Annotated in this window: 18 protein-coding genes and 1 pseudogene; 11 read left to right on the plus strand and 8 right to left on the minus strand. The window is 73.1% G+C overall.

The window, feature by feature from the left end:
• Positions 1–2: 2 nt before the first annotated feature.
• From MLUT_RS21570 to MLUT_RS21580, 3 genes are all read left to right on the plus strand, one after another.
• Positions 3–890, plus strand: coding sequence for a 3-hydroxyacyl-CoA dehydrogenase family protein (locus MLUT_RS21570; RefSeq protein WP_010080093.1), 888 nt, complete (start codon positions 3–5; stop codon positions 888–890).
• 121 nt (positions 891–1,011) lie between these two features.
• Positions 1,012–1,395, plus strand: coding sequence for an MmcQ/YjbR family DNA-binding protein (locus MLUT_RS21575; RefSeq protein ID WP_010080092.1), 384 nt, complete (start codon positions 1,012–1,014; stop codon positions 1,393–1,395).
• On the plus strand, positions 1,395–1,889 hold the full coding sequence (locus tag MLUT_RS21580) for an SRPBCC family protein (protein WP_010080091.1): 495 nt from the start codon (positions 1,395–1,397) through the stop codon (positions 1,887–1,889). The genes MLUT_RS21575 and MLUT_RS21580 overlap by 1 nt, the downstream gene beginning before the upstream one ends.
• Before the next feature lie 21 nt (positions 1,890–1,910).
• Here MLUT_RS21580 and panD read toward each other — a convergent pair whose 3' ends face one another.
• On the minus strand, positions 1,911–2,348 hold the full coding sequence (gene panD, locus MLUT_RS21585; protein WP_010080090.1) for an aspartate 1-decarboxylase: 438 nt from the start codon (positions 2,346–2,348) through the stop codon (positions 1,911–1,913).
• Between the two features lie 184 nt (positions 2,349–2,532).
• The gene (locus MLUT_RS21590) at positions 2,533–3,525 is read right to left on the minus strand and encodes a DUF559 domain-containing protein (protein WP_010080089.1); all 993 of its coding nucleotides are present in this window, start codon (positions 3,523–3,525) and stop codon (positions 2,533–2,535) included.
• 278 nt (positions 3,526–3,803) lie between these two features.
• On the opposite strand from MLUT_RS21590, the gene paaZ reads away from it, so the two are divergent.
• The 3 genes from paaZ to MLUT_RS21605 all read left to right on the plus strand — a co-directional run bounded on the left by paaZ (position 3,804) and on the right by MLUT_RS21605 (position 8,020).
• The gene (gene paaZ / locus MLUT_RS21595) at positions 3,804–5,924 is read left to right on the plus strand and encodes a phenylacetic acid degradation bifunctional protein PaaZ (RefSeq protein WP_012751098.1); all 2,121 of its coding nucleotides are present in this window, start codon (positions 3,804–3,806) and stop codon (positions 5,922–5,924) included.
• 130 nt (positions 5,925–6,054) lie between these two features.
• A complete protein-coding gene (locus MLUT_RS21600; RefSeq protein ID WP_010080087.1) occupies positions 6,055–6,987 on the plus strand; it encodes a 3-hydroxyacyl-CoA dehydrogenase in 933 nt (310 codons plus the stop codon).
• A 115-nt stretch (positions 6,988–7,102) separates the two neighbouring features.
• The gene (locus MLUT_RS21605) at positions 7,103–8,020 is read left to right on the plus strand and encodes a hypothetical protein (RefSeq protein WP_010080086.1); all 918 of its coding nucleotides are present in this window, start codon (positions 7,103–7,105) and stop codon (positions 8,018–8,020) included.
• A gap of 13 nt (positions 8,021–8,033) precedes the next feature.
• Here MLUT_RS21605 and MLUT_RS21610 read toward each other — a convergent pair whose 3' ends face one another.
• The 3 genes from MLUT_RS21610 to MLUT_RS21620 all read right to left on the minus strand — a co-directional run bounded on the left by MLUT_RS21610 (position 8,034) and on the right by MLUT_RS21620 (position 10,581).
• On the minus strand, positions 8,034–8,645 hold the full coding sequence (locus tag MLUT_RS21610) for a TetR/AcrR family transcriptional regulator (protein ID WP_012751099.1): 612 nt from the start codon (positions 8,643–8,645) through the stop codon (positions 8,034–8,036).
• 98 nt (positions 8,646–8,743) lie between these two features.
• Positions 8,744–10,093, minus strand: coding sequence for a phenylacetate--CoA ligase family protein (locus tag MLUT_RS21615; protein WP_010080084.1), 1,350 nt, complete (start codon positions 10,091–10,093; stop codon positions 8,744–8,746).
• Positions 10,094–10,164: 71 nt separating this feature from the next.
• A complete protein-coding gene (locus MLUT_RS21620) occupies positions 10,165–10,581 on the minus strand; it encodes a PaaI family thioesterase (RefSeq protein ID WP_010080083.1) in 417 nt (138 codons plus the stop codon).
• A 208-nt stretch (positions 10,582–10,789) separates the two neighbouring features.
• On the opposite strand from MLUT_RS21620, the gene MLUT_RS21625 reads away from it, so the two are divergent.
• On the plus strand, positions 10,790–14,380 hold the full coding sequence (locus tag MLUT_RS21625; RefSeq protein WP_012751100.1) for a TM0106 family RecB-like putative nuclease: 3,591 nt from the start codon (positions 10,790–10,792) through the stop codon (positions 14,378–14,380).
• Between the two features lies 1 nt (position 14,381).
• Here the strand turns inward: MLUT_RS21625 and MLUT_RS23715 are convergent.
• The 3 genes and pseudogenes from MLUT_RS23715 to MLUT_RS21635 all read right to left on the minus strand — a co-directional run.
• Positions 14,382–14,507, minus strand: a pseudogene (locus MLUT_RS23715) (AMP-binding enzyme); the annotation flags it as partial.
• Positions 14,508–14,513: 6 nt separating this feature from the next.
• Positions 14,514–15,821 (minus strand): ISL3 family transposase, encoded by a 1,308-nt coding sequence (locus MLUT_RS21630; RefSeq protein ID WP_012750681.1) that lies wholly within the window; start codon positions 15,819–15,821, stop codon positions 14,514–14,516.
• A gap of 60 nt (positions 15,822–15,881) precedes the next feature.
• Entirely contained in the window at positions 15,882–17,396 is a 1,515-nt protein-coding gene (locus MLUT_RS21635) for an AMP-binding protein (protein WP_012751101.1), read from the minus strand.
• Between the two features lie 141 nt (positions 17,397–17,537).
• Between MLUT_RS21635 and MLUT_RS21640 the strand changes: the two genes are divergently transcribed.
• From MLUT_RS21640 to MLUT_RS21655, 4 genes are read left to right on the plus strand one after another with little or no spacing between them, the layout of a single operon-like run.
• Positions 17,538–18,152: a GNAT family N-acetyltransferase gene (locus MLUT_RS21640; RefSeq protein WP_010080080.1), complete on the plus strand. Its 615-nt coding sequence runs from the start codon at positions 17,538–17,540 to the stop codon at positions 18,150–18,152.
• 58 nt (positions 18,153–18,210) lie between these two features.
• Positions 18,211–19,638 carry an adenylosuccinate lyase gene (purB, locus tag MLUT_RS21645; protein WP_010080079.1) on the plus strand — a complete coding sequence of 476 codons (1,428 nt, stop codon included), beginning with the start codon at positions 18,211–18,213 and terminating at the stop codon, positions 19,636–19,638.
• A 38-nt stretch (positions 19,639–19,676) separates the two neighbouring features.
• The gene (locus MLUT_RS21650) at positions 19,677–20,858 is read left to right on the plus strand and encodes a DUF8462 domain-containing protein (protein WP_010080078.1); all 1,182 of its coding nucleotides are present in this window, start codon (positions 19,677–19,679) and stop codon (positions 20,856–20,858) included.
• Between the two features lie 57 nt (positions 20,859–20,915).
• Positions 20,916–21,827: a trimeric intracellular cation channel family protein gene (locus MLUT_RS21655; protein WP_010080077.1), complete on the plus strand. Its 912-nt coding sequence runs from the start codon at positions 20,916–20,918 to the stop codon at positions 21,825–21,827.
• Positions 21,828–21,832: the final 5 nt, after the last annotated feature.

A 21,832-nucleotide genomic window follows, 5' to 3' on the forward strand; every position in this document is an offset into this window, starting at 1 on the left:
ACATGACCGATCAGCAGCACACCCCTGACACCGCGCCGTCCTCCGTGCCCGCCGTCGTCGGCGTCCTCGGCGGCGGCCGGATGGGTGGCGGCATCGCCCACGCGTTCCTCGTCGCCGGTTCGTCCGAGGTGGTCGTCGTCGAGCGCGACCCACAGTCGGCCGAGGCCGCCAGGGAGCGCATCGAGGCCGACCTGGCCGCCTCCCTCGAGCGCGGCAAGATCGACGGCGACCTGGACGAGTGGGCGCAGCGCCTGACCGTCTCCGTGGACCGCGCCGACTTCGCCCGCTGCGACCTCGTGGTCGAGGCCGTGTTCGAGGACATGCAGGTGAAGATCGAGGCGCTCACCGACGTCGAGGCACACCTGCGCGAGGACGCCTGGCTGGCCAGCAACACCTCCTCCCTGTCCATCGACGAGATCGCCACGCACCTGCAGCGCCCCGAGCGCTTCTGCGGCCTGCACTACTTCAACCCGGTGCCCGCCTCGAAGCTCGTGGAGGTCGTGATCGGCGAGCAGACCGGTGCGGAGCTCCAGGCCCTGTCCACCGAGTGCGTCCGCGGGCTCGGCAAGACCCCCGTCGTCGTCAAGGACGCCCCGGGCTTCGCCTCGTCGCGTTTGGGCGTGGCGATCGCGCTCGAGGCCATCCGCATGGTCGAGGAGGGTGTGGCCTCCCCCGAGGACATCGACGCCGCCATGGTGCTCGGCTACAAGTTCCCGGTCGGCCCGCTGGCCCTGACCGACATCGTGGGCCTGGACGTGCGCCTGGGCATCGCGGAGTACCTCGAGTCCCAGCTGGGTGAGCGTTTCGCCCCGCCGCAGCTCATGCGGGACATGGTGGCCCGCGGCGAGCTCGGCCGGAAGTCCGGCAAGGGCTTCTTCGACTACCGCTGAGCCCCCGGGGCAGGCGCTTTCGAACGGGAGATAGGGCCTATCTCCCGTTCGAAAGCGCCCATTCCCCCGATATCACGTTCGAAAGTGCGGGGGCGGGGTCGGCGCGGCTAACGTGACGGGCATGGACGAGCCCACGCTGCTGCGCGTCGCCCGCGACCGCGCCCTCGAGCTGCCGGGCAGCGCCGCGTCGCACCCCTTCGGCCCGGACACCGAGGTCATGAAGGTGCAGGAGAAGCTGTTCGTGGTGTTCATCGACCACGACGGGCGCCGCCTCGTGAACGTCAAGGCCCGCCCGGAGGACGGCGCCCAGCTGCGCGCGGCCCTGCCCGCGGCGATCACGCCCGGCTATCACATGGACAAGCGGCACTGGCTCAGCCTGGCCGCGCACCCGGACCTCGACGAGCAGCTCGTCCGGGACCTCGTCACGGAGTCGTACCTGCTGGTCGTCGCGAAGCTCCCCCGCACCCGGCGTCCCGTGGACCCCGAGACCTTCGGCCGGGCCTGATGTCGGCCGACCGCCCCTTCCGCTTCACCCACCGCTGGGCCGTCCCCGCGGACGCCCGGTCCGTGCTGGCCCTGCTCGCCGACCCGGCCGGCTACCCACGCTGGTGGCCGGCCGTCCCGCGCGCCCGTCGCCTGGGCCCCGACCGCGCCGCCGTCCGGCTGCGCGGGTTCGTGCCGGTGCGTCTGACGATGGAGCGTCTCATCGACGACCGCGCCCGCGGCCTTCTGGTCGCGCACCTGAGAGGGGACCTGATGGGCACCGTGTGGGTCACCGTCCACGACGACGGCGCCCCGGCCGGACACGCGCCGCGCTGCACCGTGGCGTGGGAGCAGGAGGTGGTGCTGACCTCGCCGTGGATGCGCGCCGTGGCCCGCGTGCCGGGCGCCCGCGCCGCGATGGGCCTCAGCCACGCGGCCGCGATGCGCTCCGCGCGTCGGGCGCTCGGGGCGAAGGCCGTGGCGACCGCTGATCCCGCTCGCACGTCTCGTCCATGACGGCCCGGCGCCCCGGCCGGCTCAGAGCTCGGCCTGGGCCTCGTTCCACTCGCGGGACAGCGGCGGGCGGGAGAGGCCGTCGAGGAGGCCGTCGGCGGGGTCGATGCCGAGCTCCACGATCCTGTTGTCCGCGTCCACGTGGACGACCTTGGGCTGGAAGTGGCGGGCCTCGTCGTCGTCCATCTGCCCGTAGGCGATGAGGATGACGATGTCCCCCGGATGCACCAGGTGGGCGGCGGCGCCGTTGATGCCGAGCACGCCGGAGCCCCGCTCGCCCGCGATGGTGTAGGTCTCCAGTCGCGCGCCGTTGGTGACGTCCACGATGGACACGAGCTCGCCGGGGAGGATGTCCGCGGCGTCCAGCAGGTCCTGGTCCACGGTCACGGAGCCCACGTAGTGCAGGTCCGCCTGGGTCACGGTGGCCCGGTGGATCTTGGCGTGGAACATGGTGCGCAGCATGCGGCAGAACTCTCCGGATGAGGGGGTGGGGCGGGTCCGAGGGGACCGGTGCTCGATTCTACGCCGGTCCGGAGACGAGGGGCAGGGGGTCGACGCCGGCCTGAGGCTCCCGCCCCTCTCGCCGAGGCCCGCAGACGCGCCGCCACGTCCCGGCGGTAGCGGCGCGTCTGCGGGCCTGGGCGGGTCAGATCCACGACGGCGGCACTCGGCCCGGCGGCGTCCGCGCGGCCACCAGGCCCCGCAGCTGCCGCACGAACAGCTCCCAGTGCCCCGGCCGGAACACGTCGGCGGTCACCCGGATCACCTCCCACCCCTCCGCGCGCAGGGCCGCGTCCCGCTCGCGGTCCTCACGCCACTGCCGGCGATCCGTGCGGTGCTGATCGCCGTCGTACTCGACGGCCACCTTGGCCTCCGCCCACACCAGGTCCACGCGGAGCAGCTGCCCCGTGGCGAGGCGGATGCACGGGTTCACTGCGGGCTCGGGGACGCCGGCCAGGACGAGCCGCGCCCGCAGCCGGCTCTCCTGCGGCGAGTCGGACCCGGGCCGCACGAGCTCAAGCGCCTCCCGGGCCGCGCGGATCCCGCGCACCCGTCCGCGTTCCCCGACGGCGGCGCGCAGCTCGGCCACGTCCGTCACCCCGGGAGGCAGCCGACGGCGGCGGGCCTCCGTCGGGGCGGTCCGCACCATGCTGTCCCCCAGCGCGACGAGATGCTCGAGCGGCCCGGCCTGCGCGGCGAGGTCGACGAAGGTCCACCCCGGCGCGGTCACGCGCACCCCGTCCACGATCCGCACCGGTGCGTCGGCGCGGAGGCGGTGTGAGCGGATCCCGGCCCGGCTCGACGCGGTGCCGTGGCCGCGCGGGGTCGCGGTGTGCACGGACCGGTCGGCGGCGAGCGGCCCGGTCAGCCACAGGCCGAGCACCCGGGCGGCCGTGACGTGGCTGAACACGCCCTCGGGGTGCAGATCCTGCAGCGCCCGCAGATGGTCCATGGGGTCCGGTTCGACGCCGCGCAGGCCCCAGAGCCCCCAGCCGAGGGAGACCACGTCCCCGCGCCGCAGCCGGGCCGCGCTCACCCCCGCCTCGCGCGCGGCCGGGGTCGAGAACACGGTCGGAGAGCGGAGGAGGCCGTCCAGTCCGCAGCGCATCGGAGGCAGGGGCGCGGGCGAGCGGGGCATGCGCCGAGCGTGCCCGATCCGGACGGGCCGCCGTCGTCGTCCGCTGGGATCTGTGGACGACGCCCCGCCGAGGCCCGCAGACACGCCGCTACGTCCTGGCGGTAGCGGCGCGTCTGCGGGCCTCGGCGCCACGGCTTGCGCGGCGAAGCCCTCTCCACGACGACGGCGTCACCGGCCCGGCTCCCCCCTCCCGCGTGATCCACGTCTCGGCTAGGGTGAGGAGCAATAACCGACCGATCGGTCGGGACTCGCCCGCGCCCCCGACACCAGGAGACCCCGTGACCGTCACCGCCCCCTCCCTCCCGGAGATCCTCCCCAGCTACGTCGCCGGCAGCTGGTGGACGCCGTCGCACCCGTCCAAGGTCACCGACGTGACGGACGCGAACACCGGCGCGCGCCTCACCGGCGTCTCCACCGACGGCCTCGACACGGCCGCCGCCATCGAGCACGCCCGCACCGTCGGCCAGCAGGCCCTGGGCGAGCTGACCATCCACGAGCGCGCCCTCAAGCTCAAGGAGCTCGCGCTCTACCTGAACTCCCGCGTCCAGGAGCTCTACGACGTCTCCTTCGCCACCGGCGCCACACAGCGCGACCATGCCTTCGACGTCGACGGCGGCATCGGCACCCTCTTCACGTTCTCCGGCAAGGGCCGCCGCGAGCTGCCGAACTCCAACGTGATCATCGACGGCGACGTGGAACCCCTCTCCCGCGATGGCTCCTTCATCGGCGAGCACATCTACCAGCGCATCCCGGGCGTGGCCGTGCAGATCAACGCCTTCAACTTCCCCGTGTGGGGCATGCTGGAGAAGTTCGCCCCGGCCTTCGTCGCGGGCGTTCCCACCGTGGTCAAGCCGGCCACCCCCACCGGCTACGTCACGCAGAAGTGCGTCGAGCTGATGCTCGAGTCCGGCGTGCTGCCCGAGGGCTCGATCCAGCTGATCTCCGGCTCCGCCCGCGACCTGCTGGACCACCTGGACTACCGCGACCACGTCGCGTTCACCGGCTCCGCCGCCACCGCGGCCACGCTGAAGAAGCACCCGAACGTGCAGGAGGGCGGCGTCCGCTTCACCGCGGAGACCGACTCCCTCAACGCCGCCATCCTCGGCCCGGACGCGGACCCGGAGTCCCCCGAGTTCGAGGCGTTCGTGAAGGTCGTCTTCCAGGAGATGACGGTCAAGGCCGGCCAGAAGTGCACGGCCATCCGCCGGGTGATCGTCCCGCAGGACCGGGTCGAGGCCGTGACCGCCGCCCTCACCGAGCGCCTGGCCGCGAAGGTCGTCCTGGGCGACCCGCGCGTCGAGGGCACCACCATGGGCGCCCTGGCCTCGAAGGAGCAGCAGGGCGAGGTCCGCGGCGCGGTGCAGCGCCTGGTCGACGCCGGCGGTCAGGTCCGCCTCGGCGGCCCCGAGGGCTCGACCGGCGACGCCGACGCCGAGTCCGGCGCGTTCTTCGCCCCCACGGTGCTCACCTTTGAGGACGCGCGCACCCCCGAGGTGCACAGCGTCGAGGCGTTCGGTCCGGTCACCTCGGTGATCGGCTACACGGACGTGGCCGACGCCGTGGCCCTGGCCACCCTGGGTTCGGGGTCGCTCGTGGCCACGGTCGCCACGAACGACGGTGAGATCGCCCGCGCGTTCGCCGCCGGGATCGGCGCCCACCACGGCCGCGTGCATGTCCTGAACCGCCAGACCGCCGCGACCACCACGGGCCATGGCGCCCCCGTGCCGGTGCTGATCCATGGCGGCCCCGGCCGCGCCGGCGGCGGCGAGGAGCTCGGCGGGGTCCGCGCCGTGAAGCACTACATGCAGCGCACGGCGATCCAGGGCTCCCCGGACATGCTCACGGCCATCACCGGCGTGTGGCATCAGGGCGCCGCGGCCCACACGGTGACCCGCGAGGACGTGGAGGCCGGCACGGCCGTGCACCCGTTCTACAAGTCCCTGGCCGAGCTGACGGTGGGCGACCAGTTCGCCTCCGGCCTGCGCACCGTCACCCTGGAGGACATCACCGCCTTCGCGGAGGAGACCGGGGACAGGTTCTACGCCCACACGGACGAGGAGGCCGCCATGGCCAACCCGTTCTTCCCGCGCCGGGTGGCCCACGGCTACCTGCTGGTCTCGTGGGCCGCGGGGCTGTTCGTGGCCCCGGATCCGGGCCCGGTGCTGGCCAACTACGGCCTGGAGAACCTGCGCTTCATCACGCCGGTGACCTACGACGACGCCATCCGCGTGACCCTGACCGCCAAGCGCATCACCCCGCGCGTGAGCGACGAGTACGGCGAGGTGGTCTGGGACTGCCGGATCCACAACCAGAAGGACGAGCTCTGCGCCCAGTACGACGTGCTGACGCTCGTGGCCAAGACCTGGCCGATGGCCTCGTCCGAGACCTCCCAGGGCTGAGCCCCCCTGCGCCGTCCCGTGCGCCCGCTGCGCGCCGGGCGGCCCGTCGTCGTCCCCGGGAACAAGGAGCGTGCCCGGGACGTTCACCTGTACGTCCCATTCGGACCGCGAGAGAAGAAGGTCGACACACATGTCCGAGTTCACCCGTTTCGAGCAGGTCGCCGTGCTGGGCACCGGCGTGCTGGGTTCGCAGATCATCATGCAGGCGGCGTACCACGGCAAGAAGGTGATGGCCTACGACGCCGTCCCCGCCGCCCTCGAGGGGATCGAGCGCCGCTGGGCGTGGATCCGCCAAGGCTACGAAGCAGACCTCGGGGAGGGCTACGACCCGCAGCGCTTCGACGAGGCCATCGCCCGCATCACGCCGACCTCCGACCTCGGCGAGGCCCTGGCGGATGCGGACATCGTGATCGAGGCCGTCCCGGAGAACCTGGAGCTCAAGCGCAAGGTGTGGGCCCAGGTGGGCGAGCTCGCCCCCGCCACGACCCTGTTCGCCACGAACACCTCCTCCCTGCTGCCCTCGGACTTCGCCGACGCCAGCGGCCATCCGGAGCGCTTCCTGGCCCTGCACTACGCCAACCGCATCTGGGCGCAGAACACCGCCGAGGTCATGGGCACCGCCGCCACCTCGCCGGAGGCCGTCGCGGGAGCCCTGCAGTTCGCCGAGGAGACCGGCATGGTCCCCGTGCACGTGCGCAAGGAGATCCCGGGCTACTTCCTCAACTCCCTGCTCATCCCGTGGCTGCAGGCCGGCTCCAAGCTGTACATGCACGGAGTGGGCAACCCGGCGGACATCGACCGCACCTGGCGCGTGGCCACCGGCAACGAGCGCGGCCCGTTCCAGACCTACGACATCGTGGGCTTCCACGTGGCCGCCAACGTCTCCCGCAACACGGGCGTCGACTGGCAGCTCGGCTTCGCTGAGCTGCTCGAGAAGAGCATCGCCGAGGGCCACAGCGGCGTGGCTGACGGCCAGGGCTTCTACCGCTACGGGCCGGACGGGGAGAACCTCGGCCCGGTGGAGGACTGGAACCTGGGCGACAAGGACACCCCGCTCGGCTGACCTCCTCCGCTGACGGATCAGGGGCCGTCCGGTGCGCATCACGCACCGGGCGGCCCCGACGCATGCCCCCGCCGCTTCCTTGTGGCATCCGTCACAGCGCACGTAGAGTCGGGCCATGACGACCTCCCGACTCCCCCTGCTCGGCGCCCTCGCCGTGGGCGCGCTCGCCCTCGCCGGGTGCGCGGGCGGCGGCGGTGCGGAGCCCTCCTCCCCCGCCCCCTCGTCGGTGTCGTCCACGACGACGGCGGCCTCGTCCGCGTCCACGTCGCCCGCGGCCAGCACCTCCACGGAGAGCACGGCCGGCGCCTCCGCCTCGGGCAGTCTGTCCCTCGAGATGCCCCCCGCGCTGGACGGGCAGCGGACCCTGGCGGTGCAGGCCGCCGTGCAGCGGGCCGCGGGGCCGGGGTCCGAGGTGGGGCTGAGCGCCGCCTCGCCGCTGGAGCGGCAGACGGAGCTGCGTCAGCGGGCCGCCGGCCTGGAGCAGGCGGTCGACGCCGGCGCGAGCCCGGCTCCCACCCGCAGCGCGGAACAGCAGGCCTGCCTGGACGCCACCCGCTCCGCCCTGGAGCGGGACGCCGAGGCCGGGGCCGCGGACCTGGGGCTCACGGCCCAGCCAGAGACGGCCGCCACCACGGGCGGCGGGCCCACCACGACGCCGGCGCCCTCCTTCACGGCGTCCCCCGACGCCGAGGTCACTCCGCTCGGCGTGCGCGTCACCGTGTACCCCACGGAGGAGGCCGCCCGCGCCGCCCTGGAGGACGCCCGGGCGGCGGCGCAGGCCTGCACCGGGGTGGACCTGGCCGGGCTCGGCGTGGAGAGCGTGACGCGGACCGAGCACGAGGGCGGCACCGGGTACACGGCGCTCCCGGCCCCGGGGGGGTCCGTCTACGCCCACCTCACGGCCGTGCAGGACGGCGCCCGGACCGTGGCCGTGGCCCAGGCCGACGCGGACGGCGGGGTGCCCGCGGACGCCGAGGACCGTGCGGCCTCGATCGTCACCGACGTGCTCGCCGCGCTCGACGGCGAGGGCTGAGGGCAGAGGGCCCTCAGCCCCGCAGACCCCCGAGCACCACGCCCGTGACGGCGTCGATCATCTGACCCGGTCCCTGCTGGCCGGGGACACCGCGATCCGGCCGGTACCAGTCGACGATCGAGTTGATCATGCCGAGCGCCAGGCGGGCGAGGTTGCGGGCGGTCACGTCGGAGCGCACCGCACCCGCGGCCTGGGCGGCCTCGAGCAGGTCGCCCAGACGCCGGGTGATCTCACGACGACGCTCGACGGCGGCCACCTCGACCGCCGAGTTCCCGCGCAGGCGCAGCAGCAGGGTCACCTCGGGCTGCTTCTCCGCCAGCACCCCGAGCGTGCCGCGGATGGCCGCCTCGACCTGCGCGCCGGCGTCGGCCCCGCTGGCCACCACATCGTCCAGGCACGCCTCGAGGGCGTCGAGCGCCTCCGTCACCGCGTGGTCCAGGATCGCCTCCTTGGACTCCACGTGGTGGTAGATCGCGGACTTGGAGATGCCCAGGTGGGTGGCGAGCATGCCCATGGACGTCGCCTCGTAGCCGTGCCGGTTGAAGAGCTCGACGCACTCGGCCAGCAGCGTCTGCCGGTCATAGCCGGGCCGGCCGCGGCGCGGGGTGGGGCTGCTCTGGGGCACGGGGCTCCTTCGGGGGCGGGCGGACGCCGACGACGACGACGGTGCACCGGTCCACTCTACCGGGCACGCCGGCGTCGGGATCGGCCGCGGGGGCGGGATCAGGCCTGGCCGCGCAGGTCGTAGATCCGCTTGAGCTTGCCGGAGGAGCGGGCCAGGGACTCCGGCTCCACCACGTTGATCACGCACGAGGAGCCGATCTTCGTCTTGATCTCCATGCGCAGGTGCGCGGCGCAGGCCTGGGCCTCCTCGAGGGTCGCATGATCGCGGCGCTCGATGTTCACGGCCATCTGGTCCATGCGGTCCGGGCGGGTGATCTCGAGGGTGAAGTGCGGCGACAGGGCCGGCTCCTTGAGGGCCAGCTCCTCGATCTGCGACGGGAACAGGTTCACGCCGCGCAGGATGATCATGTCGTCCGAGCGGCCGGTGATGCGGCCCATGCGGCGGTGGCCCGGGTGCGTGGTGCCCGGCAGCAGGCGGGTGAGGTCGTGGGTGCGGTACCGGATGATCGGCAGCGCCTGCTTGGTGAGCGAGGTGAAGACGAGCTCGCCGTGGCGGCCGGTCTCGAGGACCTCGTCCGTGAGCGGGTCGATGATCTCGGGGCGGAAGTGGTCCTCCCAGATGTGGGAGCCGTCCTTGGTGGCCGCGGACTCGCCGGCAACGCCCGGGCCCATGACCTCGGAGAGGCCGTAGATGTCCAGGGCGTCGAGGTCGAAGGTCTGCTCGATCTCGCGGCGCATCTCGTCGGTCCACGGCTCGGCGCCGAGGATCGCGACCTCGAGGGAGGACTCGCGGGGGTCCAGGCCGAGCTTCTTGAAGCCGTCGGCGATGGTCAGCAGGTAGGTGGGCGTGGAGAGGATGGCGCGCGGCTGGAAGTCGGTGATCAGCTGCACCTGCTTCTCCGTCTGCCCGCCGGACATCGGGATCACGGCCGCCCCGATGCGCTCGGCGCCGTAGTGGGCGCCGAGGCCGCCGGTGAACAGGCCGTAGCCGTACGCGTTGTGCACGCGGTCACCGGGGCGGATGCCGCCGGCGCGGAAGCAGCGGGCGACGAGGGTGGCCCACGTGGCCAGGTCGTCGTCGGTGTAGCCGACCACGGTGGGCTGGCCGGTGGTGCCGGAGGAGGCGTGGATGCGGCGCAGCTCGGGGCCCGTGGCGGCGAATGCGCCGAACGGGTAGCCCTTCCGCAGGAACTCCTTGTCCGTGTAGGGGAACTTGGCGAGGTCCCCGAGCTCCTGAAAGTCCGAGGGGTGGACGCCGTGCGCGTCGAAGTGCTCGCGGTACGCGGGCACGTTCTCGTAGGCGTGGTGCAGGGTCCAGCGGAGGCGTTCGAACTGGAGCGCCTCGATCTGGTCCCGGCTCATCGTCTCCTCGGGGTCCGGGGCCCCGCGGTCGGCGGGGGCGGGCAGGGGTGCCGGCGTGTACGGGTTGGGGATCGAGGCCTCGAGCATGGCGTTCTCCTGGGGATGCGGGGTCGGGCGGCGGTCGACGACGGCGGCGCACCGGCGGGTGCGCCCGTCGGTCAGCGTCCGGGGGCGGGGATGGTGCGGGAGCGGCCGCGGAAGGCGGCCACCGAGGTGCCGTCGTCGGTGGTGACGGTGATGTCGTAGACGGCCGAGCGGCCGGTGGCGGCGACCAGGCGGCCCTCCGCGACGAGGGTCTGCCCGGCGCGGGTGGCCGCGAGGAAGTTGACGTCCACGCCGGAGGCCACGGTGAGGGTCGAGCCGTCCGAGGCGGGGTCGTTGCAGGTCAGCGCGAAGCACGTGTCCGCGAACGCGAAGACGGCGCCGCCGTGGGCCAGGCCGAAGCCGTTGTGCTGGTCCTCGGTGAGCGTCATCCGGATGCGCGCGTGGTCCTTCTCGGCGGCCTCGAGGGTGACGCCGAGCCACCGCGCCACGCGGTCCTCGGCGAGCATGGGGTGGTGGGCAGTCTCGGTCATGGTCGGGCCTCCCTGCGGGCACGGGCGCGCCGGCGCGGCGGCGCAGAGAATTACTGAACGATCATTAGGTAACTCTCTGGATGTGACCCACGTCAAGTCCGGTCCGGCGTGTGACGCGCGCCGCACTGTCGCTGCCGGGGCGAGGCGCACCGGGATCCTGTGCGCGGCCCTGCCCATCGCGTCCGCGGCTCCTGTCTAGGGTGACGGCATGGTGACCTTCGCGCCGGACCGCGCCTCCTTCATGCTCAGCCCCTCGGACATCACCGCCGCCGCGACGTGCACGTACGGGTGGCTGCGCGGGACGGTGGACCCCAAGCTCGGACGCGTCCCGCGGATCGGCGTGGCGGACGCGTTCCTGGGGCGGGTCTCCCGCCTCGGGGACGACCACGAGTCCCGGGTGCTCGCGCGCCTCGAGGCGGAGCACGGCGCGGACCAGGTCGTCCGGCTGGACCGCCCGGAGCGCTACACGCCCGAGGGCGTGCGGGCCGCCCGCGAGCGCACCGCGGCGGCGTTGGCCGCGCGCCCCGCCGTCGTGTTCCAGGGGATGCTGCACGACGGCGCGTTCGGCGGCCTGGCCGACTTCCTCGTGCTCCGCACGGACGAGGAGCACCCCGAGGGCGCGTACGAGGTGGTGGACACGAAGCTGGCCCGACATGCGCGGGTGACGGCGCTGCTGCAGATCGCCGCGTACGCGGACCTGCTGGACGGCATGGGCGTGCCGCGGGCGCGGCAGGGCAGCCTGTGGCTCGGGGACGGCTCCCGGCACGTCGCGGACCTGGACGAGGTGATCCCGGTGTACCGGCACCAGCGCGCCCGGCTGGAGGCGCTGCTGCAGGATCACGTGGCCGCCGGGGAGCCCGCCCGCTGGGGTGACGACCGCCTGAGCGTCTGCGGCGCATGCGAGGCGTGCGAGGAGGCCGTCACCGAGCACCGGGACGTGCTGCTCACGGCGGGGGCCACGCGGCTGCAGCGCACCCGGCTGCGCGAGGCCGGCATCACGACCATCGAGCAGCTCGCGGCGTCCGTCGCACCGCCGGAGGGCATGGCCCGCCGCACGTGGGAGGCACTGCGGGAACAGGCGGCGATCCAGCTGGAGCCGGCCGGGGCGGACGGGCTGCCGCCGCATCGGATCGTGGACCCGCGGGCCGTGGCGGGGCTGCCCGTGCCGGACGCCGGAGACGTCTTCTTCGACTTCGAGGGGGACCCGCTGTGGGTCTCCGCGGACGGGAGCATGGAGGGCCTCGAGTATCTGTGGGGCTGGGTCGAGGCGCCGGGCGGGGACACCGCGCGCACCGCCTCGGCCGACTTCCGGTTCACGGGCCTGTGGGCGGACACCCGTGCCGCCGAGCGGGCGGCGCTCGAGCGGTTCGTGGCGTTCGTGGAGGCGCGGCGCGCGGCCCACCCGGGGATGCGGATCTACCACTACGCCGCGTACGAGGTCACCGCGCTGAGACGCCTGACCGTGCGCCACGGCGTGGGCGAGCGCGAGCTGGACGACTGGCTGCGCGCGGGGCTGTTCGTGGACCTCTACTCCACGGTCCGCGCCGCCCTGCGGGCCGGTGTGCCGAGCTACTCCATCAAGAAGCTGGAGCCCCTCTACATGGGGGCGGAGCACCGGGCGGAGGACGGCGTCACGACGGCGGCGGACAGCGTCACCGAGTACCACCGGTACGTCGCCGCGATGGAGGCCGGGGACACCGAGGTCGCGAGGGCGATCCGCGCCGACATCGAGGACTACAACCGGTACGACTGCGTCTCCACGGCGCGGTTGCGGGACTGGCTGCTGGCGCAGGTCGAGCCCGAGGAGGCGGCCGTCGCGGACCGTCCCGCCGACGACGCCGCGACCGAGAACGAGCCGCTGGTCGAGGCCGCGCCGTCGCTCCAGGAGCAGGACGCGGCCCTCGCCGCCTCGCTGCAGGCGCTGGCGGACGGCGAGAGGGACGAGGCGGGCGGGACGGGGGCCCCGGAGGCGGAGCTCGACGGCGGGCGGCGCGGCATCGCCCTGCTGGCCGCGGGCCTGGGCTACTTCGCGAGGGAGAACAAGCCGCTGTGGTGGGCCATGTTCGATCGGGCGGTGTCCGCCCCGGACGAGTGGCAGGAGCCGCGCGCGAACCTGGTGTTCGACACCGTCGAGTCGGTGGGTGCATGGGAACGTCCCACCCCGAGGAGCAACCCCGCCCGGACGCTGACCGTGACCGGGCGCCTCGAGCCGGGCACCGAGGTCCGGCCGCGTCGGAACAGCCAGGAGAGGTTCAAGCTCAATGCCCTGTACGAGCAGCCGCCGCGCTGGGCGGAGCTGGCCCCCAACGCCGTCCGCTGGCAGAGCCGATCGCCCGTGGACGTGGCCGAGGTGGAGGAGATCGCACCGGGCCGGTTCCGCGTCAACCTGCTGCAGCGCCTCAGCGCCAAGTACGAGCCGGAACCGCACGCGGAGGTGCCCATGGCGGTGTTCCACCTCAACTATGTCCGGCCCGGTGGCCTCCTCGAACGCATCCGGGAGCAGGCCGACGCGGCCGCCCGCCGCGGCCGACTGCCGGACGGAGCGGTGTTCGACATCCTGGCGCGCCGTGCCCCGCGCACCACGGGCCGGACCCTCGCCGCGATCGGGGCGGACGTACGAGACGGCCGGCGGGACGGCGTCGGCGGCCTGGTCGAGGCGGTCGAGTCCGCACGCGGTTCCTACGTGGCCGTGCAGGGCCCTCCCGGCACCGGCAAGACGTACGTGGGCAGCCGCGCGGTGAAGGAACTCCTGGACCGGGGCTGGACGGTCGGTGTCACGGCCCAGTCCCACGCGGTGGTGGAGAACTTCCTCGACCAGCTGATCGGCGTCGGTGTGGACCCCGACCGCGTGGGCAAGGAGCCCAAGGACCCGGACGGACCGCACCGCTGGACGTCCCTGAGCTCATCGGAGGTCCATGCCTTCCTGGCACCGGGCCGGGTCCTGGGCGGCACCGCGTGGACCTTCGCGAACGCCGCGGCCCAGCCGGTCGACCTCCTGGTGGTGGACGAGGCCGGGCAGCTCTCCCTCGCGCACCTCCTGGGCGCGAGCGCCCTGGCCGAGACGGTGCTGCTGCTGGGTGACCCGCAGCAGCTCCCCCAGGTCAGCAGGGGCGAGCACCCCCAGCCCATCGGCGACGCGGCCCTGACCTGGATCGCGGAGGGCGCCCCCGTGCTCCGCGCCGACCGCGGCTTCTTCCTGGACACCTCGTGGCGCATGCACTCGGCGCTCACCCACGCCGTCTCCGAGCTCTCCTACGCCGGCCGGCTCGGCGCGCGGGAGGAGGTCACGGACGCCCGCCGGCTCGACGGCGTGGAGCCCGGGCTGCACCCGTGGCCGGTCTCCCACACGGGCAACGCGGTGTCCTCGCCGGAGGAGGCCGCGGCCGTCGTCGAGATCATCCAGTCACTGCTCGGCCGCACCTGGTCCACCGGCCCGGACGACCCCGGCCGGCCGCTCGAGCCGTCCGACGTGATCGTGGTGGCCCCGTACAACGCGCAGGTCGCCACGGTCCGGGAGGCGCTCGACGCCGCCGGCCTCGAGGGCACCACCGTCGGCACCGTGGACAAGTTCCAGGGCCGGGAGGCCGCCGTCGCGATCCTGACGATGGCCGCGTCCTCACCGCAGGAGGTGCCGCGCGGGCTGGACTTCCTCCTGAACCGGAACCGGCTCAACGTGTCCATCTCGCGCGGACAGTGGGCCGCCTACCTCGTCCACTCCCCCGCCCTCGCGGACGCGCTGCCCACCGGGCCCGAGGACCTGCCGATGATCGGCGCGTTCCTGCGGCTCGTGCACCGCTGACTCAGTCGGCGGCGCCCTGGCGCAGCAGGAACCGCTGCAGCTTGCCGGAGGGGGTCTTGGGCAGCCGGTCCACGAAGTGCACCCGGCGCGGGTAGGCGTGCTTGGAGTACTCGTCGCGGACCTTCGCGGCTCTTCACGAACGAGGGTGTAGCGCGGGTCTGAACCCTCCGGCTTCGAGCAGTGACCGAGCGATGTAGTGGGTGAGGTTGCGGAAGCCGAGGGCGGAGCCGCGGAGGTGTTCGAGCCGCCCGTTGATGGCCTCGGTCGGGCCGTTGCTGGTGCCGGGGCGGTCGAAGAACGCGAGGATGTCGCCCGCCCGCTGCTTCATGGTCCGGCCGAGCTTGCGGACCTCGACGAGCGCCGCGGGAACGCCGCTGCTGATCGTAGCGATCACCTCCTGCATCATCGCCTTCGCTTTCTTCTTGTCGGGCTCCCGGTAGGCCGCGACGATGCGCTGGTAGATGCCCCAGGTCGCCTCGACCTCGATGTGCTCCTCGCTCGCGAACACTGCGTCCAGGCGTGCCCGCTGCCGGTCGGTGAGCAGGCTCGCCCCGGTGTGCAGGGTGCGGCGGGCTTTGTAGAGCGGGTCGCCCTTGAGCCCGCGGTGACCGGTGGTGTCTTGCTGGACCCGACGCCGGCAGACATCCAGCGCGTCGCCGGCGAGGCGGACCACGTGGAACGGGTCCATGACGGGGACGGCGTCGGGGAGTTCCTCGGCGGCAGCGGTCTTGAACCCGGCGAAGCCGTCCATCGCGACCACCTCGATCCGCTTCGCCCAGTCCGCAGGGCGGGCGGCGAGCCACTGCTTGAACACCGCCTTGGAGCGGCCCTCGACCATGTCCAGCAGCCTCGCCGGCCCGGTCTTGTTCCTCGCGGGGGTGAGGTCGATGATCACGGTGACGTACTTGTCGCCCAGCCTCGTGTGTCGCCAGACGTGCTCGTCGACACCGATCGTGGTGACCCCGTCGAACCGGGCGGGGTCGTCGATCAGGCGCCGCTTGCCTTCCGCGAGGACGGCGGCGTTCGCGGCACTCCAGGACACCCCGAGACCTGCGGCGACGCGGGTGACGGTGAGGTGGTCGATGACGATGCCCCGCAGCGCCCACTCCAGGCCGCCGCGGGAGATCTTCGCACGCGGCGCCGCTGCCCGCGTCATGTCCTGCCGCCACGTGCGCCGGCAGTGTCCGCACCGGTACCGGCGCACCCGCACCAGCAGGGTCGTCGGCCGGTGCCCGAACGGCTCGTGCGCCAGTCGACGCGTGACCGTGTCCCGCGGCACGCCCTCGACACCGCACTTCCGACACCACGGGTCGTCCTCGACGACGCGGCATTCGATCGTGGCCCGATCCGGCTCGATCAGCTGGCCGACGGCGACGAGGCCGAGCTCGTCAAGGCGGCAGAACGTGGTCAGGTCAGGGGTCGCGAAAGTAGGGTGGAGCACGTCGAGGTCTTTCGGGATGGCGAGCGTGAAGAACTTCCATCATCCGGGAGACCTCGACCCCTACCCGGCCACCGACGCGCTCAACCGACTACACCCTCGTTCGTGAAGAGCCACCTTCGCCTGCAGCTCGGCCGCCAGGGCGTCCGGGTCCGCGACGGCCCCGGCGGGCACCACGAACGCCACGACCTCCTCGCCGCGCACCCCCTCCGGGTCCGGCAGGCCGACGACGGCGACCTCCTGCACCCGCGGGTGGTCGATGAGCACGGACTCCACGTCGAACGGGCCGATCCGGTACCCGGCGGCGAGGATCACGTCGTCGTCCCGGGAGGAGAAGAAGAACCAGCCGTCGTCGTCCTGCCGGGCGGTGTCCCCGGTCAGGTACCAGCGGCCGTCCGGGGTGAAGCGCTCCGCGGTCTTCTCCGGCTCCCCGAGGTAGCCGGGGAACCAGAACAGGGGCGAGGCCGCGTCGATCGCGATCTGCCCGTCCCGGATCTGGGCGGCGATCCCCGGCAGGGGCACACCCATCGAACCCGGGCGGGGCGGCGCGGCCAGCTCGGGGTGCGCGAGGGTGCAGATGACCATGCCCAGCTCGGTCTGGCCGTAGTGGTCGCGGATCTCGGTGCCGAGGGCCGTCCGGCCCCATTCGAGCACGGTCGGCGGCAGCGGCTCCCCCGCCGTGGACACGCGCCGCAGCCGCAGCGGGGCGTCCTCGGTGACCTCCCCGGCCTTGGCCAGCGCGCGGAACATCGTGGGGGCGCCGGCGAGGTTCGTGACGTCCTGCGAGCGGATCACCTCGACCATGGTCGCCGGGGAGAAGGCGCCGCGGTACTGCACCGAGGTCGCCCCGAGCATCAGCGTGCCGACGATCCCGTAGTACAGCCCGTACGCCCAGCCGTGGTCGGCCGCGTTCCAGAACAGGTCCTCGGGGCGCAGGTCCACCGCGCACGTGAGGTAGACGGCGAACGCGGCGGCCGCGCGCAGCGGCACGGGCACCCCCTTGGGGCGGCCGGTGGTGCCGGAGGTGAACAGCAGGGCGATCGGCCCGTCCCCGCCGACGGCGACGTCCTCGCCCAGCGGCGCGGAGTCCGCGAGCGCGTCCCACTCCGGGCCGGTGCGGATGATCTCGATGCCGGGGATGTCCGTGAGCTTCTCGGCCTGGCGGGGTTCGGCGACGACGAGCCGCGCCGCCGCGCCCTCGATGCGCATCCGGGCGGCGCCCGCGGCGAACGCGGTGAACAGCGGCACGTGCACGGCGCCGAGCCGCCACAGGGCCAGCAGCGTGATGACGAGCTCCTCCCGTTTGGAGATCATCACGGGGACTCGGTCGCCGCGCGTGACGCCGCGGGCGGCGAGGCCGGTGGCGAGGCGGCGGGAGCGGTCGGCCAGCTCGCCGAAGGTGAGGTCGACGGCGGACATGTCCTCCGCCACGAACCGGAACGCCACGGCGTCGGCCGGCCAGCGGTCGCAGAGCAGGTGGGCGGCGCAGGCGTCCGGGGTCTCGACGTCGGCGACCCACCCGGCCATCAGCCGGTCGATCGTCCCGGCCTCGTGGGCCTGCCCGGTCCGTTCCGTCATCTCGGTCTCCTCATCCCTCTCGGCACGCCGACGCCGGGCGACGGCGACGTCAACCACGGTAGGTCCGCCGCGCCCCGGGCCACCGGGCGCGTCCGCATGTTGCACTCGCCACCCCGTCGCGGCTGAGGGCAGGATGGCGCCATGACTGATCTCGATCCCGCCACCCCTCGCCCCTCAGGGACGCGCGCGGACGCCCCGCCCCGGACCGACGTCGCGCTGCGCCCGGTGGCCGCCGACGACGCCGACTTCCTGTGGACCTGGATCCACGGCGCCGAGGACCCCGAGTGGAAGTCGTGGGACGCCCCCTACTTCCACGCCGCGGACACGGCCGCCCCGCCGAGCCGCGCGGACTTCGACGCCGACCACGCGCGCCGGCGCGTCGGCGACCCGGACGTCCGGGTCGTCACGGTGGACGGCACCCCCGTCGGTCTCGTGACCCGCACGGAGCAGCATCCGGCGGGCGCGGGCTGGTGGGAGCTCGGCATCCTGCTGTTCGACCCGACCACGTGGGGCCGCGGCGTCGGGCGGGCGGCGCTCACGCTGTGGTCGGACGCGTCGTTCGCGGAGACGGACGCGCACCTGCTGAGCCTGGTCACGTGGTCCGGCAACGCGCGGATGATCGCGTCGGCGGTCCGCGTCGGGTACACCGAGGTCGCCCGCATCCCCGAGGCGCGCTCCTGGGAGGGCCGGCGATGGGACTCGGTGCAACTCGCGGTGCTGCGGCGCGACTGGTGGCCGGCGTCGACGGACGGCTGAGGACGGACCCGGCCCTCGCCTTCGTCGGGCGTCCGCGGCGCCTGCCAGAATGGGGGCCATGACCTCACAGCCCGCGTCCACCGCCCACCGCCGTTCCCTCGCCGAGGCCGGCATCGCCCTCGGCCCCCTGGACGGCCGCTACCGTGCGGCGGTGGAGCCGCTCGTGGAGCACCTGTCCGAGGCGGCGCTGAACCGCAACCGCATCCACGTGGAGGTCGAGTGGTTCATCCACCTGGCCGAGCACCGTGTGCTGCCGGGTCTGACGCCCCTCACGGCCGAGCAGCAGGCGGGCCTGCGGGCGATCGTCACGGACTTCGACGCGGAGTCCGTGGCCGAGCTGGCGGCCACCGAGAAGGTCACGGTGCACGACGTGAAGGCCGTCGAGTACTTCATCGCCGACCGCCTCGAGGGGCTGGGTCTGGGCCGGCTGAAGCCGCTCGTGCACTTCGCGTGCACCTCCGAGGACATCAACAACCTCGCCTACGCGGTGGGCGTGCGCGACGCCGTCGAGCAGGTCTGGCTGCCGGCCGCCCGCGCCGCCGTGGCCACCGTCTCCGCGATGGCCGCCGAGGCCGCCGAGACCCCCATGCTCTCCCGCACGCACGGCCAGCCGGCCACGCCCACCACGCTGGGCAAGGAGATGGCCGTGTTCGTGCACCGTCTGACCCGCCAGACCCGGCGCATCGCCGGCCAGGAGTACCTGGGCAAGATCAACGGCGCCACCGGCACCTACGCCGCCCACCTCGCCGCCGCCCCGGACGCGGACTGGCCGGCCCTGTCCCGGTCCTTCGTGGAGCACCTCGGCCTCACCTGGAACCCGCTGACCACCCAGATCGAGTCCCACGACTGGCAGGCGGAGCTGTACGCCGACGTCGCGCGCTTCAACCGGATCCTCCACGGCTTCTGCGTGGACGTGTGGAGCTACATCTCCATCGGCTACTTCGCGCAGATCCCCGTGGCCGGTGCGACCGGCTCCTCCACCATGCCGCACAAGGTGAACCCGATCCGCTTCGAGAACGCCGAGGCCAACCTCGAGCTCTCCTGCGCCCTGCTCGACTCGCTGGGCGCCACCCTCGTGGAGTCCCGTTGGCAGCGCGACCTCACGGACTCGACGTCGCAGCGCAACATCGGCGTGGCCCTCGGCCACTCGGTGCTCGCCCTGACCAACGTCACCAAGGGCATGGGCCAGCTCCAGGTCGCCGCGCCCGTACTGGCGGAGGACCTCGACACGAACTGGGAGGTGCTCGGCGAGGCCGTCCAGACCGTGATGCGTGCCGAGGCGATCGCCGGCGTCGAGGGCATGGACAACCCCTACGAGCGCCTCAAGGAGCTGACCCGCGGCCACCGCGTGGACGGGGCGCGCATGCGCGAGTTCGTGCAGGGCCTCGGCCTGTCGGAGGCGGCCCAGGCGCGCCTGCTCGCCCTCACGCCCGCCGGCTACACGGGCCTCGCGGCGCGCCTGGCCGCCGAGTTCGGCGGGCGCTGACGGGTCTGCCGAACAAAAAAAACAAATACGATGTGAGCATGCGCGATCCCGTGCCCTGCCCAGACCAGCCGAACAGCCCCTTCACGCCGGGGTACGGGCGGCGTCCCCTCGTGTTCGGCGGCCACGAAGACCTGCTCCGCGACATGGGCAGAGTTTTCCAAGACCATGACTTCGGCGAGAACCAGTCCGTCCTCCTGTCCGGGCTGAGGGGCGCCGGAAAGACCTCCATGCTGCAGCGGATCGAAGACCTCGCCCGAGATGCTGGTTGGCTCGTGATCAGCGAGGATGCCAGCGCGGGCCTCCAACGCCGGCTGGTGGAGAGCACGTTGCCAGACGTCGTGAATTCCCTACCCCGGCAGACCAAACGTGAGCTCAAGGAACTGGGGCTCTGGCACTTCTCCGCCGCGTGGGAGGTCACAGAGCGTCCCTCTCGTCCACTCATGCGCAATGATCTGGTGACCGTTGCCCAACATGCCGGGGTGCGCGGAATCCTCATCACGATCGACGAGGTCTCCTCGGGCAAGACGCGCCTGCGAGAGGTCAGCGCCGTCGCACGGGAGATCTCCCATGCCATCAGCCGCGGAGCAGACATCGTCGTGGCATTCGCCGGCATCAAGGTCGACCTCGACGAACTCGTACGGCAGGAGCACACGACCTTTCTCCGCCGCTCCCGGACCGCCGACTTCCACCGACTTTCTCCGAAGGAGACCCGCCACGTCCTCGCGGAGACGGCACGCCTCGGCGGCCGGGAGTTCACCGCAGAAGCCCTGGAGATGCTGATCGCCGCGGCCCAGGGCTACCCCTACCTCGTCCAGCTGCTGGGCGACTACGCGTGGCGACACCGGCCGAACCAGCCCCGGATCGACCTGTCTGCCGCCGAGGCAGCCCGCGCCCGGGGGCTGCAGGCGGTGATGGACCGCGTGCTGTCAAAGGTCTTCAACGACCTCTCCGCCAAGGATCAGGAGTTCCTCCGCGCCATGGCTGTCGACGAGGAGCGATCCCGCATCGGCGACATCACCGCGCGCCTCGGCTCCTACAGCCAGTATGTGAATCAGTATCGGAACCGACTCATCGACAGCGGCTACGTGCAACCGGACGGACACGGGTACCTCCGCTTCGCCCTTCCCTACCTCGGCGCCTACATCCGCTCTCTGACCGACAGGGGCCCGGCGTCGGCTCCGGACGACGACTGGAGCGCCTACCCGCCTCCCCTGACATGACGGGCGCCGCCCCGGGCTGCGCGGACACCACAGGAGCGTCCCCGCTACCGTGACCCCATGCTGACCTCCTCCGTCGCCGTCTGGCTGCTGACCACGACCCCCAAGAACCCGGAAGAGCTCCAGCGCGACCTGCCCTCCGCCGTCGACGAGACCGGCCAGGTGGCCCAGGCCGTGACCCAGATCGTCACGACGGTGGACCTGGTGGGCGTGTTCTTCTTCGCGATCTCCGGCGCCATCCTGGCCGTCCGGAAGGGGTACGACATCGTCGGCTCGCTGCTGCTGGCGCTCATGGTGGGCACCGGCGGCGGCGTGATCCGCGACCTGATCGTCAACCAGGACGTCACGGCCGCGTTCCGCAACCCGTGGTACCTGATCCTGCCCGTGCTGGCGTGCCTTGCCGTGTTCTTCAAGGTGTTCGACGGGGAGCGCGGCAAGCACGCCGTGATGCTCGTGGACGCGGTGGGCCTGGCCGTGTACTGCGTGGTCGGCACCCGGATCGCGCTGCTCGGGGGGCTCTCCCCCGTCTCGGCCGCGGTGCTCGGTCTCGTCACGGCGGTGGGCGGCGGCCTGCTGCGGGACGTGGTGGCGGGCGAGCATCCGGCCGTGTTCGGCGGGCGCGGCTGGTACGCCGTGCCTGCGCTGATCGGCGCCGCCGCCACCTCCGCGCTGGGCCAGGCCGAGTGGCTGAGCATCTACACGATGCTCGCGGTGATGCTCGCGGTCCTGGCGCTGCGCGTGGTCTCCCTGCGCTGGGAGTGGATGGCCCCGGGCGCGGAGATCACCGGGGAGACCCAGCGCCAGCGCATGGACCCGGACGACGCCCCGCCCGTGCCGGACGTCCGGGACCAGGGCAGCCCCGACGACCCGCCGCGCGAGAGCGGCCAGGAGCCCACCACTCCCACCCCGCAGGTCGAGGAGAATGGCATGGACCGCGCCGTCGAGGGCGACGACGCCGCCTCCCGCCGCTGACCCCT

This window comes from Micrococcus luteus NCTC 2665 (assembly GCF_000023205.1).
GTDB classification, from domain to species: domain Bacteria; phylum Actinomycetota; class Actinomycetes; order Actinomycetales; family Micrococcaceae; genus Micrococcus; species Micrococcus luteus.

Bases quoted from the DNA above. Each gene is read 5' to 3' on its own strand.
- MLUT_RS21605 (WP_010080086.1), top strand. From the start codon at position 7,103: ATGACGACCTCCCGACTCCCCCTGCTCGGCGCCCTCGCCGTGGGCGCG.
- purB (WP_010080079.1), top strand. From the start codon at position 18,211: ATGACCTCACAGCCCGCGTCCACCGCCCACCGCCGTTCCCTCGCCGAG.
- MLUT_RS21625 (WP_012751100.1), top strand. From the start codon at position 10,790: ATGGTGACCTTCGCGCCGGACCGCGCCTCCTTCATGCTCAGCCCCTCG.
- MLUT_RS21580 (WP_010080091.1), top strand. From the start codon at position 1,395: ATGTCGGCCGACCGCCCCTTCCGCTTCACCCACCGCTGGGCCGTCCCC.
- MLUT_RS21570 (WP_010080093.1), top strand. From the start codon at position 3: ATGACCGATCAGCAGCACACCCCTGACACCGCGCCGTCCTCCGTGCCC.
- MLUT_RS21575 (WP_010080092.1), top strand. From the start codon at position 1,012: ATGGACGAGCCCACGCTGCTGCGCGTCGCCCGCGACCGCGCCCTCGAG.
- panD (WP_010080090.1), bottom strand. From the start codon at position 2,348: ATGCTGCGCACCATGTTCCACGCCAAGATCCACCGGGCCACCGTGACC.
- MLUT_RS21640 (WP_010080080.1), top strand. From the start codon at position 17,538: ATGACTGATCTCGATCCCGCCACCCCTCGCCCCTCAGGGACGCGCGCG.
- MLUT_RS21600 (WP_010080087.1), top strand. From the start codon at position 6,055: ATGTCCGAGTTCACCCGTTTCGAGCAGGTCGCCGTGCTGGGCACCGGC.
- MLUT_RS21655 (WP_010080077.1), top strand. From the start codon at position 20,916: ATGCTGACCTCCTCCGTCGCCGTCTGGCTGCTGACCACGACCCCCAAG.
- MLUT_RS21590 (WP_010080089.1), bottom strand. From the start codon at position 3,525: ATGCCCCGCTCGCCCGCGCCCCTGCCTCCGATGCGCTGCGGACTGGAC.
- MLUT_RS21635 (WP_012751101.1), bottom strand. From the start codon at position 17,396: ATGACGGAACGGACCGGGCAGGCCCACGAGGCCGGGACGATCGACCGG.
- MLUT_RS21650 (WP_010080078.1), top strand. From the start codon at position 19,677: ATGCGCGATCCCGTGCCCTGCCCAGACCAGCCGAACAGCCCCTTCACG.
- MLUT_RS21615 (WP_010080084.1), bottom strand. From the start codon at position 10,093: ATGCTCGAGGCCTCGATCCCCAACCCGTACACGCCGGCACCCCTGCCC.
- MLUT_RS21620 (WP_010080083.1), bottom strand. From the start codon at position 10,581: ATGACCGAGACTGCCCACCACCCCATGCTCGCCGAGGACCGCGTGGCG.